Source organism: Pseudomonas sp. GW823-FHT03E05, assembly GCF_058796855.1.
The window spans coordinates 432108-444990 of the sequence record NZ_JBXAJB010000005.1 but is presented as its reverse complement, the minus strand read 5'-3'; the positions used below and the strand labels follow the sequence as shown (position 1 = coordinate 444990).

Annotated in this window: 13 protein-coding genes and 1 tRNA gene; 8 read left to right on the top strand and 6 right to left on the bottom strand. The window is 63.4% G+C overall.

Going from position 1 to position 12883, the window contains the following annotated elements:
* The first annotated feature begins 11 nt into the window (after window positions 1–11).
* The gene (locus AC1RCO_RS22380) at window positions 12–494 is read left to right on the top strand and encodes a hypothetical protein (protein ID WP_492618053.1); all 483 of its coding nucleotides are present in this window, start codon (window positions 12–14) and stop codon (window positions 492–494) included.
* A gap of 265 nt (window positions 495–759) precedes the next feature.
* Here the strand turns inward: AC1RCO_RS22380 and AC1RCO_RS22375 are convergent.
* From AC1RCO_RS22375 to AC1RCO_RS22360, 4 genes are all read right to left on the bottom strand, one after another.
* Window positions 760–835, bottom strand: a tRNA-Phe gene (locus tag AC1RCO_RS22375).
* Window positions 836–940: 105 nt separating this feature from the next.
* Window positions 941–1213, bottom strand: coding sequence for an oxidative damage protection protein (locus tag AC1RCO_RS22370; RefSeq protein WP_011058732.1), 273 nt, complete (start codon window positions 1211–1213; stop codon window positions 941–943).
* Window positions 1210–2277 (bottom strand): A/G-specific adenine glycosylase, encoded by a 1068-nt coding sequence (gene mutY / locus AC1RCO_RS22365; RefSeq protein ID WP_053148603.1) that lies wholly within the window; start codon window positions 2275–2277, stop codon window positions 1210–1212. The genes AC1RCO_RS22370 and mutY overlap by 4 nt, the downstream gene beginning before the upstream one ends.
* Window positions 2274–4499, bottom strand: coding sequence for an AsmA family protein (locus AC1RCO_RS22360; RefSeq protein ID WP_492618052.1), 2226 nt, complete (start codon window positions 4497–4499; stop codon window positions 2274–2276). Before AC1RCO_RS22360 ends, mutY begins: the two co-directional genes overlap by 4 nt.
* A 342-nt stretch (window positions 4500–4841) precedes the next feature.
* Here AC1RCO_RS22360 and AC1RCO_RS22355 point away from each other — a divergent pair, with 342 nt between their 5' ends.
* From AC1RCO_RS22355 to AC1RCO_RS22325, 7 genes are all read left to right on the top strand, one after another.
* Window positions 4842–6503 (top strand): OFA family MFS transporter, encoded by a 1662-nt coding sequence (locus AC1RCO_RS22355; protein WP_492618051.1) that lies wholly within the window; start codon window positions 4842–4844, stop codon window positions 6501–6503.
* Between the two features lie 237 nt (window positions 6504–6740).
* Window positions 6741–7334, top strand: coding sequence for an imidazoleglycerol-phosphate dehydratase HisB (gene hisB / locus AC1RCO_RS22350; protein ID WP_011058736.1), 594 nt, complete (start codon window positions 6741–6743; stop codon window positions 7332–7334).
* Window positions 7334–7972 (top strand): imidazole glycerol phosphate synthase subunit HisH, encoded by a 639-nt coding sequence (gene hisH, locus AC1RCO_RS22345; RefSeq protein ID WP_019093880.1) that lies wholly within the window; start codon window positions 7334–7336, stop codon window positions 7970–7972. The genes hisB and hisH overlap by 1 nt, the downstream gene beginning before the upstream one ends.
* A complete protein-coding gene (locus AC1RCO_RS22340; RefSeq protein WP_011058738.1) occupies window positions 7973–8233 on the top strand; it encodes a DUF2164 domain-containing protein in 261 nt (86 codons plus the stop codon).
* 42 nt (window positions 8234–8275) lie between these two features.
* The gene (hisA, locus tag AC1RCO_RS22335) at window positions 8276–9013 is read left to right on the top strand and encodes a 1-(5-phosphoribosyl)-5-[(5-phosphoribosylamino)methylideneamino]imidazole-4-carboxamide isomerase (RefSeq protein WP_011058739.1); all 738 of its coding nucleotides are present in this window, start codon (window positions 8276–8278) and stop codon (window positions 9011–9013) included.
* Between the two features lie 9 nt (window positions 9014–9022).
* On the top strand, window positions 9023–9793 hold the full coding sequence (gene hisF, locus AC1RCO_RS22330; RefSeq protein WP_015633827.1) for an imidazole glycerol phosphate synthase subunit HisF: 771 nt from the start codon (window positions 9023–9025) through the stop codon (window positions 9791–9793).
* Between the two features lie 63 nt (window positions 9794–9856).
* A complete protein-coding gene (locus AC1RCO_RS22325) occupies window positions 9857–10612 on the top strand; it encodes a substrate-binding periplasmic protein (protein WP_169892965.1) in 756 nt (251 codons plus the stop codon).
* A gap of 38 nt (window positions 10613–10650) precedes the next feature.
* On the opposite strand, the gene AC1RCO_RS22320 is transcribed toward AC1RCO_RS22325, so the two are convergent.
* A complete protein-coding gene (locus tag AC1RCO_RS22320) occupies window positions 10651–11457 on the bottom strand; it encodes a divergent polysaccharide deacetylase family protein (RefSeq protein ID WP_492618050.1) in 807 nt (268 codons plus the stop codon).
* A 115-nt stretch (window positions 11458–11572) separates the two neighbouring features.
* Window positions 11573–12883 carry a S41 family peptidase gene (locus AC1RCO_RS22315; RefSeq protein ID WP_011058743.1) on the bottom strand — a complete coding sequence of 437 codons (1311 nt, stop codon included), beginning with the start codon at window positions 12881–12883 and terminating at the stop codon, window positions 11573–11575.

Below are 12883 nucleotides of genomic sequence, written 5' to 3'. Positions count from 1 at the left end.
AGAGGGCTGGAATGTTGCCCGGTGCTGAGTCTGGGCAATGGCCAATTGCACGCATGAAAAGCCCTGAATCGAGTGATTCAGGGTTTTTGCGGGTCGCTGCCAAATCAGCGGCCGGGTGTAGGAACCTGATCATAAGAAGCACCCAGCGCTTTGGGTGTTGTTTGCTGTCTATGCGTCATGGCAGCTGTACGCGGGCACGCTTCGGCGTGGCCGGATCTTGTGACCGTTTCCTACCCCGCGTGCCGCTGTTCGATCTTCTGGCCTGCGCCGATCAGCGCATACGCGTCCTCCACAAGCTGGTTAACAGCCTGTCCTGCATGACCGCGCAAGCTGCCGACGCCAGCGATCTGTTCCAGATCGCCGACATCGCCTCGTTGCTGCTCGGTGATGGCGTGGCCTTGCTCGATGTGGCCCAGGGGCAGGCGATGGAGGCTGTAGACGGGGCCGCTGATCGGCGCAGGCAGATAATGAGTGAAGGCAGCCAGGATCGATAGGATTCGGGCTGCCTTCAAACTGGCCTGACGCAGCCCTTAAGTCCCCACAGGGGGGGGCAGCCTGAAGGGTTGGCAAACTGAGAGAGTGCCGGCAAGCCACGACTTGAGTCGGGTCATGGGGGGCGGGGTATTTCTGCCGGGGTGCAACACTCTTGGCGGTGCAGGTTATACGGGGAAGGGCCAAATCTCAGGCAACAAAAAACCCGCACTAGGCGGGTTTTCTGGTTGCTTTCACGTGATGCATACACCACCTGAAAGCTGAAGGTGGTGCCCAGAGACGGAATCGAACCGCCGACACGGGGATTTTCAATCCCCTGCTCTACCGACTGAGCTATCTGGGCAACGGGGCGCATTAAACGGGTTTTTCAGGGGGGCGTCAAGCAAGTTTTGAAAAAAATGTTTAATTATTACCGTCGCTTACGTTCCACCCCCGATTTTCAACAGCTTTACTCAGCCGGCGGCACGTAGCCGTCGGCCTTGGCGTATTCCTCGCCGGAGAAAAACTTGTCCATCTCGCCCTGCAGATATTTGCGATCGTCGGCATTCATCATGTTCAGGCGCTTTTCGTTGATCAGCAGGGTCTGGTGTTTCTGCCAGTCGGCCCAGGCCTTGGCCGAGACGTGATCGAAAATATCCTGGCCCTTGGCCCCCGGGTAGGGAGGGCGCTCCAGGCCCGGCAGTTCTTCCTGGTACTTGCGGCACATTACGGTGCGGGTCATGACGACTCTCCTGCATTCAAGACTTCGGCCGCGCGTTTGAGCAGCGTTTTCACCGGGGCGGCAAGGCCCAGGCGCGGCGGGGTGGCGAGGTTATACCAGAGCCAGTCGGCCTCGGCGACGTGCAGGGCCGACTCTTCGACCCGGATCAGCCAGGGTTCGATGGCCAGCTGGAAGTGGCTGAAGGTGTGCACCAGCCCGGGCATCTGCTGTTGCTGGCCCAGTTCCAGGGAGTGCTGCAGGGCCAGGTGCTGGATGTCGTCCAGGCCATCCAGCTCCGGCAGGCTCCACAACCCGCCCCAGAGGCCGCTGGAGGGCCGCCGGTAAAGCAGGATGGCGCCTTCGCGGTTGGCTAGCATCGGCATCAGGGTGCGCTTCTGAGGCACTTCCTTGCGTGGCTTGGGGATCGGGTAGCGGGTTTCCAGGCCGAGCATGTGGGCTTCGCAGCCGCGCTCCAGGGGGCACAACAGGCAGCTGGGCTTGCTCCGGGTACAGAGCGTCGCCCCCAGGTCCATCATCGCCTGGGTGTAGTGGTTGACCCGGCTGTGGGGGGTGAAGCGCTCGGCGGCGGCCCACAACTGCCTGGCCACCTTGGGCTCCCCGGGGTAGCCCTCCTGGGCGGTGAAGCGTGCCAGCACCCGCTTGACGTTGCCGTCGAGGATCGGCGCCCGCAGGCCCATGCTGATGCTGGCGATGGCGCCGGCGGTGGACAGGCCGATGCCCGGCAGTTCGGTGAGCTTTTCCACGTCCCGGGGGAACTCGCCGCCGTATTCGGCCATGACGATCTTCGCGGTCTTCTGCAGGTTGCGCGCCCGGGTGTAGTAGCCCAGGCCGGTCCACAGGTGCAGCACTTCGTCTTCCGGGGCTTCGGCCAGGGCCTGCACCGTGGGCAGCGAGGCCATGAAGCGGTCGAAGTAGTTGAGCACGGTGCTGACCTGGGTCTGTTGCAGCATGATCTCCGAGACCCACACCCGATACGGGTTGATGTCCTGCTGCCAGGGCAGGTCATGGCGGCCGTGGCGGTCGTACCAGTCCAGCACCGCCGTTGAAAACGCCTCGGCTCTCATCGCTTGAACAGCCCCTTGAGCGCGTTCTTCAGTTCCGGGCTGACCTTGTCCCCCAGTTTCTCGTCGATCTTTTGCTGCAGGCGGTCACCGGCCAGCTTGGCCGCTACCTGGCCCAGGCCGTCCTTGTCCAGGCGGCAGGCCTTGGCCCCCAGCTCCAGCGGGCCGCGGCAGCGCAGCGGCAGCTCGATGCCGGTAAAGCGCTCGCCCACCTGGCAGGCCGGGTCCGGGTTATCCCGCAGGTCGCCTTCGACAATGATGCCGACCCGGTAGTCCATGCCCAGCACTCGCAGGTCGATGTCGCCGTTGCCGTTCACCGTCATGCCGGGGATGCGCACTTTCAGGTCCGGGTTGCTGGCCACGCCATTGTGCAGCGTCAGGTTGCCCTTGAGCTCCTGGAAGGGCGTGTCCTTGCCCCGTGGCGTGCTGCTGAGGTTCTTGCGGTTGAGCACGGCGATGCCCTGGCACAGCTGCTGTTCGATATTGGCGTTGAGCAGCACGCCGTTGTTGATGACGAAGCTGGCGGTGCCGTTGAGGCTGTCGATCAGTGCCTTCTGGCTGTTGCCGCTGCCGCTGAGGTTGCTGTTCAGGGTCACCAGGCCCTTGACCGGAGGATTCTGGCCCTGGCTTTCGAGGATGCGTTCCACCGGCACCCGGTTGATCTTGGTCTGCAAGCTCAACTGCGGTGTGCTCTGGCGCACATCGAGGTTGCCGCTGGCATCGAAGCTGCCGTTGTACAGCTCGCCGCGCAGGCTGGAAAGCTTGAGCAGGCCACCCTGGCCGGAGGCCTTGAGTGCGGCATTCTGGATCGGCAGCTTGTCCAGGGTCAGTTGGCCGAAGTTCAGGTCGGCATCGACGTCGAGTTTGCTCAGGCGCTCCACCGGCAGCAGGCGGTCAGTGCTCCAGGCGCCCTTGGTCGGTGCGTTGGGCAGCGGGGTGCTGCCGGCTCCGGCCATGGCATCGGCTTCGCTGCTCTGCACTTCGGCCTTGCGTGCCGATGCCGCGCTGTTGGCTTCGGCGGACTTGGGCGGCAGGTAGCGGTCGACATTAAAGGTGTCGGCCTTGAGCTGGGCGCGCAGGGATTGCTTGTCGAAGTCCTCGATGGCCAGGCGGCCGCTGAAGGTGCTGTCGTCGAGCTTCAGGTTCAGGTCTTCCAGGGCCAGGCTGGTGGGCGTGCCTTGCAGGCGGCTGACCAGCTCGACCTTGCTCAGGCTGCCTTCACCCATGGCGGGCAGGGTCTGGCCGATGCTGTCGACGAATCTCGCCAGGTCGAACTGGGCAATGGAGATGCCGCCGCTGATCTGCGGGGTTTTGTCCAGGTCGTTGACCTTGAGCTCACCCAGGGCGCGCAACTGATTGAGGGAGACCTTCAGGCCGGTCCACTGGGCAACGTTGGCGGCCTGGTCCAGCAGCAGCTGGCCCTGGGCTGCGAAGGTCAGGGTCTTGCCTTGCAACGGGTCGCCGGCGGCTTCGCCGGACAGGCGCATGTCTTCGAACTGGTAGCGCTTCAGGGCGCGGTCGAAGCGCAGTTCGCCATTGAGTTCGGTGCGCACGCGCACTGCGGGTTGGCTGCTGGCGAGGAAGGCCGTGAGCTTGACCGGGGTGTTGGTGGCTTCGTGAATCGGCCCGGTACTCAGCTGGATGCTTTCGGCGGTGAACTGCTTGTCGGTCTGTTCATCGTTGTACTCAACCCGGGCGTTGTTCACGGTCAGGCTGTCGATATCCAGGCGGATCGGCTGCGCGGGTTTGTCCGCGCCGGCTGGTGGTTGGCTGGCTTCGCCGGTACTGGCGGCCGGAGTCTCGGCCTGCTTGTCGGTCGGTGCGGCCTTGCCAATGTCCTGCCAGTTGCCGTGGCCGTCCTTGTTGCGGGTCAGGCGCAGGTTCAGGCCTTCGACACGCACATCGCTCATCTGCACTTCGCGGCGCAGCAGCGGCAACACCCGGACCGACAGGCCGAGCATCTGCAGGTCGGCGAAAGGTTGGGTCGGGTTGGCCAGGGTGGCGACGCCGGCATCGTGCAGTTCCAGGCCCAGCCAGGGGAACAGGCTCCAGCCGATGTCGCCATTGAGCGTCAGCTCGATGTGGGCCTTGTCGCGGGCAATCTGGCGAATCTCGTCTTTGTAGTCGTTGGGATCAAACAGGTGGGTCAGGGCGAAGCCCAGAGCCACGATGATCAGCAACAGCCCGAGAATTACCAGACCCAGGATTTTGCCGAACGCTTTCATGGGCGAGTCCTTGTATGTCGAATTCAAAATTTAGCGGGGGAGTATAGCGCTCTGAACCTGACGACTGGTCACCCATTGCAGTTAGAGATTTTTTCGTTGTAGCGGTTTTTTTTGGCCAGCGGCCGGGCCTGTGGGCAAAACAGCTGCGGGAAAAAAGGTGATGTCAGTTTGGTTTTTTAGTTTGTCGCAAATGGTAACCTCTCGCGGTTCGTCCGCCCTTGTGCGACTTAATGTCGCGTCTGCCCAAATGGAGCTTTACTCAATAAAACGACCGCGCCGGTGTGCCAAGGTCGTCGCAGAAGAGTGGCCGATGAACAATTCTAATAATTGGGGGAAACATCCATGAGCACTAGCAACGCGGCGGCCAGTCCGTCCGCTCAGCCAGCGTTCTTGTCCAAAGAACGCATCATCGCCAAGCCCGGTTTCAACCGCTGGCTGGTTCCACCGGCCGCTCTGGCCATCCACCTGTGCATCGGCATGGCCTATGGCTTTTCGGTGTTCTGGCTGCCGCTGTCCAAGGCCCTGGGCGTCAGTGCGCCCGTGGCTTGCGAGCCCGGCATGGGCTTCATCGCGCAGATCTTTTCGTCCCAGTGTGACTGGCCGATCTCCATGCTCGGCTGGATCTACACCCTGTTCTTCATCTTCCTGGGGTGCTCGGCGGCGATCTGGGGCGGCTGGCTGGAACATGCCGGCCCGCGCAAGGCCGGTGTGGTTTCGGCACTGTGCTGGTGCGGCGGCCTGCTGATCTCGGCGCTGGGGATCTACACCCACCAGATCTGGCTGATGTGGATAGGCTCCGGGGTCATCGGCGGTATCGGCCTGGGCCTGGGCTATATCTCCCCGGTGTCGACCCTGATCAAGTGGTTCCCGGACAAGCGCGGCATGGCCACCGGCATGGCGATCATGGGCTTTGGCGGCGGCGCCATGGTCGGTGCGCCCCTGGCGGCGGCCCTGATGGGCCACTTTGCAACGCCGACCAGCGTTGGCGTGTGGCAGAGCTTCCTGGTGATGGCGGCCATCTACTTCGTGTTCATGATCGGTGGCGCCCTGGCCTACCGGGTTCCGCCTACCGGCTGGAAGCCTGAGGGCTGGACCGCACCGGCGAAGAAAGCCGCCAATGCGATGATCACCCACCGCCACGTGCACGTGAACGTGGCCTGGAAGACCCCGCAGTTCCGCCTGGTGTGGCTGGTGCTGTGCCTCAACGTTTCGGCCGGTATCGGCATCCTCGGCATGGCCTCGCCCCTGCTGCAGGAAGTGTTTGCCGGCAAGCTGCTGGGCAATGGCCTGACCTTCAGCCAGCTGGACGCCGGGCAACTGGCGCAGATTGCCGCGATTGCCGCCGGCTTCACCGGTTTGCTGAGCCTGTTCAACATCGGCGGGCGGTTCTTCTGGGCGTCGTTCTCCGACTACCTGGGCCGCAAGAACACCTATTTCGTGTTCTTTGCCCTGGGCTTTGCCCTTTATGCGCTGATCCCGAACCTCGGCCACCTGGGCAATATCGCCCTGTTCGTGGCGGCGTTCTGCATCATCCTGTCGATGTACGGCGGCGGTTTCGCCACGGTGCCGGCCTACCTGGCGGACCTGTTCGGCACCCAGATGGTGGGCGCTATCCATGGTCGCCTGCTGACCGCCTGGGCCGCGGCGGGCGTGCTGGGCCCGGTGCTGGTGAACTACCTGCGCGAGTACCAGCTGAGCATCGGCGTCGAGCGCGCTGCGGCTTACGACATCACCCTGTACATCCTCGCCGGCCTGCTGGTGCTGGGCTTTTTGTGCAACCTGCTGGTGCGCCCGGTGGCCGACAAGTACTTCATGACCGACGAGCAACTGGCGGCCGAGCAGGCCCTGGGCCATGACAAGGGCGCCGACAACAGCGTCGTGCTGGAGTGGAAGGCCTCATCCGCCACCCTGCCGCTGGTGATCGCTGCCTGGCTGGCCGTGGGCATTCCCCTGGCGTGGGGCGTGTGGGTCACCCTGCAGAAGACCGCGGTGCTGTTCCATTAAGGGCTTCGCCGGCCAGCCAGCTCCTGCGCAGGAGCCCGCTGGCCGGCGAACAAGGTGCCCGGGCCTGCCAGGCCTGGCGCCTTCACCGGCAAGCCGTTTTCTATAGTTGTCATGACAGGTACAGCCCCGCAGCCATTGGCTGGCGCCCGTCAGGATATTGTCCATCGTGTTTCTGTTTAGCCGCCGTGGGGCCTATACTATTCGCCTTTTTCGCCCAATGATTTTGCGGAGCTGGTGATGGCCGAACGTAAGGCATCTGTCGAGCGCGACACTCTGGAAACCCAGATCAAAGCCTCGATCAACCTGGATGGCACCGGAAAGGCCCGATTCGATATCGGCGTGCCCTTCCTTGAGCACATGCTGGACCAGATCGCCCGGCACGGGCTGATCGACCTGGACATCGAAAGCAAGGGCGACCTGCATATCGACGACCACCACACCGTGGAGGATGTCGGTATCACCCTCGGCCAGGCGTTCAGCAAGGCCATCGGCGACAAGAAAGGCATCCGTCGCTACGGCCATGCCTATGTGCCGCTGGATGAAGCCCTGTCCCGCGTGGTGATCGACTTCTCCGGCCGCCCTGGCCTGCAGATGCATGTGCCGTTCACCCGCGCCACCGTCGGTGGTTTCGATGTCGACCTGTTCCAGGAGTTCTTCCAGGGCTTCGTCAACCACGCCAACGTGACCCTGCACATCGACACCCTGCGCGGCACCAACACTCACCACCAGATCGAGACCGTGTTCAAGGCCTTCGGCCGCGCGCTGCGCATGGCGGTGGAGCTGGACGAGCGCATGGCCGGCCAGATGCCGTCGACCAAGGGCGTGCTGTAATGCAGACCGTCGCCGTCATCGACTACGGCATGGGCAACCTGCACTCGGTGGCCAAGGCCCTGGAGCACGTGGGCGCCGGCAAGGTGCTGATCACCAGCGATGCCAGCGTGATTCGCGAAGCCGACCGGGTGGTGTTCCCCGGAGTGGGCGCGATCCGTGACTGCATGGCCGAGATCCGCCGCCTGGGCTTCGATGCCCTGGTGCGCGAGGTCAGCCAGGACCGTCCGTTCCTCGGTATCTGCGTGGGCATGCAGGCGCTGCTCGACCACAGTGAAGAGAACGAAGGCGTGGACTGCATCGGCCTGTTTCCCGGCCAGGTGAAGTTCTTCGGCAAGGGCCTGATCGAGGATGGCGAGCACCTGAAGGTGCCGCACATGGGCTGGAACGAAGTGAAGCAGGCGGTGGACCACCCGCTATGGCACAACATTGCAGACCTGGCGCGCTTCTACTTCGTGCACAGCTACTACATCAATGCCGGTAACGCACGGCAGGTGGTGGGCAGCGGTCACTATGGCGTGGATTTCGCCGCGGCGCTGGCCGACGGCTCGCGTTTCGCCGTGCAGTTCCACCCGGAGAAAAGCCATACCCACGGCCTGCAGCTGCTGCAGAATTTCGCCGCCTGGGACGGTCGCTGGTAAATGGCGATCAAGAAACCCAAGCCGCCGATCCTGAGCCTCACTGCCGAACAGGAGAGCGAGGCGACGCACAAGATCAAGCGTTTCCTGGAGGATCGGTTCGAGCTCGAGCTGGGCTCGTTCGAAGCGGCGGAGGTTCTTGAACTGTTTACCCGCGAAATTGCTCCGCACTATTACAACCGGGCGATTTTCGATGTGCAGGCGCACCTCAAGGAGAGGTTCGAAAGCATCGAAAGCGACCTGTGGGCGCTCGAGAAAAACTGATTTCCGAGTGAAGCTGAACAATCGAACTTGAAGGTTTGCCAGATGCTGATTATTCCCGCTATCGATCTCAAGGACGGCGCCTGTGTGCGTCTGCGCCAAGGCCGCATGGAAGACTCCACGGTGTTCTCCGATGACCCGGTGAGCATGGCTGCCAAGTGGGTTGAAGGGGGTTGCCGGCGCTTGCATCTGGTGGACCTGAACGGTGCCTTCGAAGGCCAGCCGGTCAACGGCGAGGTGGTCACCGCAATCGCCAAGCGCTACCCGAACCTGCCGATCCAGATCGGCGGCGGCATCCGTTCCCTGGAAACCATCGAGCACTACGTCAAGGCTGGCGTGAGCTACGTGATCATCGGCACCAAGGCGGTCAAGGAGCCGGAGTTCGTCGCCGAGGCCTGTCGCGCGTTCCCCGGCAAGGTGATTGTCGGCCTGGACGCCAAGGACGGTTTCGTCGCCACCGACGGCTGGGCTGAAGTCAGCAGCGTGCAAGTGATCGACCTGGCCAAGCGTTTCGAAGCCGACGGCGTGTCCGCCATCGTTTATACCGACATCGCCAAAGACGGCATGATGCAGGGCTGCAACGTGCCGTTCACCGCAGCCCTGGCGGCCGCTACCCGGATCCCGGTGATCGCTTCCGGCGGTATCCACAACCTGGGCGACATCAAGGCCCTGCTGGATGCCAAGGCTCCAGGAATCATCGGCGCCATTACTGGCCGCGCGATCTATGAAGGCACCCTCGATGTCGCAGAAGCCCAGGCTTTCTGCGATTCGTACCAAGGCTGAGGACTCGCCATGGCACTGGCCAAACGCATCATCCCTTGCCTGGACGTGGACAACGGCCGGGTGGTCAAGGGCGTCAAGTTCGAGAACATCCGCGACGCCGGTGACCCGGTGGAAATTGCCCGTCGCTATGACGAGCAGGGTGCCGACGAAATCACTTTCCTCGACATCACCGCCAGCGTCGATGGGCGTGATACCACCCTCCATACCGTCGAGCGCATGGCCAGCCAGGTGTTCATCCCGCTGACCGTGGGCGGTGGCGTGCGCACCGTGCAGGACATCCGCAACCTGCTCAATGCCGGCGCGGACAAGGTTTCGATCAACACCGCAGCAGTGTTCAATCCCGAGTTCGTCGGCGAAGCGGCGCAGCACTTTGGTTCTCAGTGCATCGTGGTCGCCATCGACGCCAAGAAGGTCTCCGGCCCGGGTGAAACCCCGCGCTGGGAAATCTTCACCCATGGCGGGCGCAAGCCCACCGGGCTGGACGCGGTGGAGTGGGCGAAGAAGATGGAAGGCCTGGGTGCCGGCGAGATCCTGCTCACCAGCATGGATCAGGACGGCATGAAAAACGGCTTCGACCTGGGCGTGACCCGGGCCATCAGCGATGCCCTGGGGATTCCGGTGATCGCCTCCGGCGGTGTCGGCAACCTCCAGCACCTGGCCGACGGCATCATTGAAGGCCATGCCAGCGCAGTGCTGGCGGCGAGCATTTTCCACTTCGGCGAATACACGGTTCCCGAGGCCAAGGCCTATATGGCTCAGCGCGGGATTGTTGTGCGGTAGCCACTGGACAGCATGGCGTGCTCACGGCACTCTTGAGCACGCCATGGATTCCGGTAGCCCGTCATGTTCAAACGTCTTCTAGTGGTTGTCGCCAGCGCTTCGCTTGTTCTTTGCGGCCTCGCCCGCGCTGATGAACCCGCCGACACCTCCCTGGTGTTGCTGACGGAAAACTTCCCTCCCTACAACATGGCCAAGAACGGCAAGAACTTCGCCCAGGGCGAGAATATCGACGGCATCGCCGTGGATATCGTCCGCGAAATGTTCAAGCGTGCCGGAATCAATTACAGCCTGACCCTGCGTTTCCCCTGGGAGCGTATCTACAAGATGGCGCTGGAACAGCCGGGCTATGGTGTGTTCGTCATGGCGCGCCTGCCGGACCGCGAGCCGCTGTTCAAGTGGGTCGGCCCCATTGGCCCGGATGACTGGATCATGCTGGCCAAGGCCGGCAGCACCATCAGCCTCGAATCCCTGGAGCAGGCGCGCAAGTACAAGATCGGCGCCTACAAGGGCGATGCCATTGCCGAGACCCTGACCAAGCAGGGCCTGGCACCCCAGGTGGTGCTGCGGGACCAGGACAATGCCAAGAAGCTGGTGGCGGGGCAGATCGACCTCTGGGCCACCGGCGACCCGGCCGGGCGCTACCTGGCCAAGCAGGAGGGCATCAGCGGCCTCAAGACCGTGCTGCGCTTCAACAGCGCCGAGCTGTACCTGGCCCTGAACAAGGATGTCTCCGATGAGGTGGTGGCCAAGCTCCAGGCGGCCCTGGACCAGATGCGCCAAGAGGGGCTGGTGGAAGAGATCATGGGGCGTTACCTGTAGGCGCTTCGCTGGCAAGCCAGCTCCTGTGGCGAAGGCCTCTAGCGATAAACCCCGTTCTTGCCATGCCCGGCCATGGCCTTGTTACTGCGCAGGCTGATCATCGACTTGATATCGATCCACTCGATGCCCTGGGCCTTGAGCCTGGGCAGCTCACGTTCGAGCACTGCCAGGGTCTGTGGATAAGGGTGGCCGATCATCACCGCCGAACCCTGTTTGCGCGCCAGTTTGATCGCGGTCTGCAACTGTTGGCTGATCGCCGCTTCGGTACGTTCGTCATCCAGGAACACATCCCGGGAAACACTGGCCAGGCCGATCTTCTGCGCTTCGGCGGCGGCCACCGTCTGGGCGCTGGTGCGGCTGTCGACGAAGAATTTGTGTCGCCGCTGCAAGTCGGCCATCAGCCATGCCATGGCCTGGGGTTGGGCGGTCATGCGGCTGCCCATGTGATTGTTGATGCCGCTGGTGTAGGGCACGGCCTGGAAGGCGGCTTCCAGGCGTTTTTGCAGCTCTTCGATGGGCAACTCGGGGTGCCAGGCAAACGGCCCGGTGGCCGGGTCCATGGGCATGTGCAGGATGACGATCTTGCCGGCGCGATGGGCCTCGCGAGCGAATTCGGCAGCGTGGGGCGTGTCGGGCATGATCGCCGTGGTGACCGGGCCGGGCAGGGCCAGTACGCGGCGGTCACGGGGCAGGTTCTGGCCCAGGTCGTCGATGATCAGGCTCAGGTAGGCCTTGGGCGCGACGGCTGTGGGTTCGGCGGCTTGGGTCGCGAGGGGCAAGAGGCACAGCAGGGTGAGCAGCGTGGCCTGGAGCGAGCGCAACAGCAGTGAGCAGCGGGAAATCATGGGGATCGGGATCAGGCCTTTAGGGGAATGGGCACCCTGGCGGGCGCTTGGCTGGCGAGCCAGCTCCTACGCAAGCCGGCTCCTGTAGGAGCCGGCTTGCCGGCGAAGGGTTCAATCATTTGCCGCGGGTGATGCTCAGCCCTTTGAGCAGGCTCAGGGCCTGGGCCAACTGGTAGTCGTCGTCCTGCGGCATCGGCTTGGCCTTGCTCGCTGCACCACTGGGCTTGTCGGCGCCGCCGTTGCCATTGCCCAGGTGACCCTGCAGGTCGGCTTCCTTGAAGTACTCGCCGTCCTGGGACTCGCTGGTGATCTTGGCGCGGCGCACTTCGATGTCCGGAACGATGCCCTGGGCCTGGATCGAACGCCCGTTGGGGGTGAAGTACAGCGCGGTGGTGATCTTCAGCGCCCGGTCGTTGTTCAGCGGCAGCACGGTCTGCACCGAGCCCTTGCCGAAGCTGGTAGTGCCCATCAGTACTGCGCGCTTCTGATCCTGCAGGGCACCGGCGACGATCTCCGAAGCCGAGGCGCTGCCGCCGTTGATCAGTACCACCATCGGCACGGCTTCGCTTTCGTCCTTGCCGGTGGCGGAGAAGCGCAGCTCGGAGTTGGCGATGCGGCCCTTGGTGTAGACGATCAGGCCCTTGGTGATGAAGTGGTCCACCACCTCCACCGCGGCTTGCAGCACGCCGCCCGGGTTGTTGCGCAGGTCGAGGATGATGCCGTTGAGCTTCTTGCCGTTGTCCTTGCGCAGCTTGGCCAGGGCCTTGGAGACTTCCTCGCCGGTCTTGACCTGGAACTGGGTGATGCGGATGTAGCCGTAGCCCGACTCCAGCAGCTGGCTCTTCACGCTTTTCACCTGGATGGTGGCGCGGGCCAGGGTCACGTCGAACGGCGTGCCGCCGTCGCGCACCAGGGTCAGGGTGATCTTCTGGCCGATCTTGCCGCGCATCTTGTCCACGGCTTCGGTCATGGTCTGGCCACGGGTCGGCTGGCCGTTGATCTTGACGATCAGGTCGCCGGCCTGGATCCCGGCCTTGGATGCCGGGGTGTCGTCGATGGGCGAGACCACCTTGATGAAGCCGTCCTCGGCGCCGACTTCGATGCCCAGGCCGCCGAATTCGCCGCTGGTGCTTTCCTGCAGTTCGGCGAAGTCTTCCGGGCCCAGATAGGCAGAGTGCGGGTCGAGGTTGCTGAGCATGCCCTTGATGGCATTCTCCAGCAGGGTCTTGTCGTCTACGGGTTCGACATACGCGGCCTTGATGCGGTCCATGACCTCGGCGAAGGTGCGCAGCTCTTCCAGCGGCAAGGGCGCCTTGGTGGTCGCGGCGGTTGCTGCTTGAGCGGTTTCGGCGGCAAACGCCTGAGGCGCTCCGATCACCAGGGCGATCGTCAGGGCCAGCGAGGTAAGGCGGGACAAATGCAGCAT

What these genes read in the sequence shown, in the direction of transcription:
- hisF (WP_015633827.1), top strand. Translation starts at nt 9,023, where the DNA reads ATGGCACTGGCCAAACGCATCATCCCTTGCCTGGACGTGGACAACGGC.
- mutY (WP_053148603.1), bottom strand. Translation starts at nt 2,277, where the DNA reads ATGAGAGCCGAGGCGTTTTCAACGGCGGTGCTGGACTGGTACGACCGC.
- AC1RCO_RS22380 (WP_492618053.1), top strand. Translation starts at nt 12, where the DNA reads ATGTTGCCCGGTGCTGAGTCTGGGCAATGGCCAATTGCACGCATGAAA.
- AC1RCO_RS22370 (WP_011058732.1), bottom strand. Translation starts at nt 1,213, where the DNA reads ATGACCCGCACCGTAATGTGCCGCAAGTACCAGGAAGAACTGCCGGGC.
- AC1RCO_RS22340 (WP_011058738.1), top strand. Translation starts at nt 7,973, where the DNA reads ATGGCGATCAAGAAACCCAAGCCGCCGATCCTGAGCCTCACTGCCGAA.
- hisB (WP_011058736.1), top strand. Translation starts at nt 6,741, where the DNA reads ATGGCCGAACGTAAGGCATCTGTCGAGCGCGACACTCTGGAAACCCAG.
- AC1RCO_RS22325 (WP_169892965.1), top strand. Translation starts at nt 9,857, where the DNA reads ATGTTCAAACGTCTTCTAGTGGTTGTCGCCAGCGCTTCGCTTGTTCTT.
- hisH (WP_019093880.1), top strand. Translation starts at nt 7,334, where the DNA reads ATGCAGACCGTCGCCGTCATCGACTACGGCATGGGCAACCTGCACTCG.
- hisA (WP_011058739.1), top strand. Translation starts at nt 8,276, where the DNA reads ATGCTGATTATTCCCGCTATCGATCTCAAGGACGGCGCCTGTGTGCGT.
- AC1RCO_RS22360 (WP_492618052.1), bottom strand. Translation starts at nt 4,499, where the DNA reads ATGAAAGCGTTCGGCAAAATCCTGGGTCTGGTAATTCTCGGGCTGTTG.
- AC1RCO_RS22315 (WP_011058743.1), bottom strand. Translation starts at nt 12,883, where the DNA reads ATGCTGCATTTGTCCCGCCTTACCTCGCTGGCCCTGACGATCGCCCTG.
- AC1RCO_RS22355 (WP_492618051.1), top strand. Translation starts at nt 4,842, where the DNA reads ATGAGCACTAGCAACGCGGCGGCCAGTCCGTCCGCTCAGCCAGCGTTC.
- AC1RCO_RS22320 (WP_492618050.1), bottom strand. Translation starts at nt 11,457, where the DNA reads ATGATTTCCCGCTGCTCACTGCTGTTGCGCTCGCTCCAGGCCACGCTG.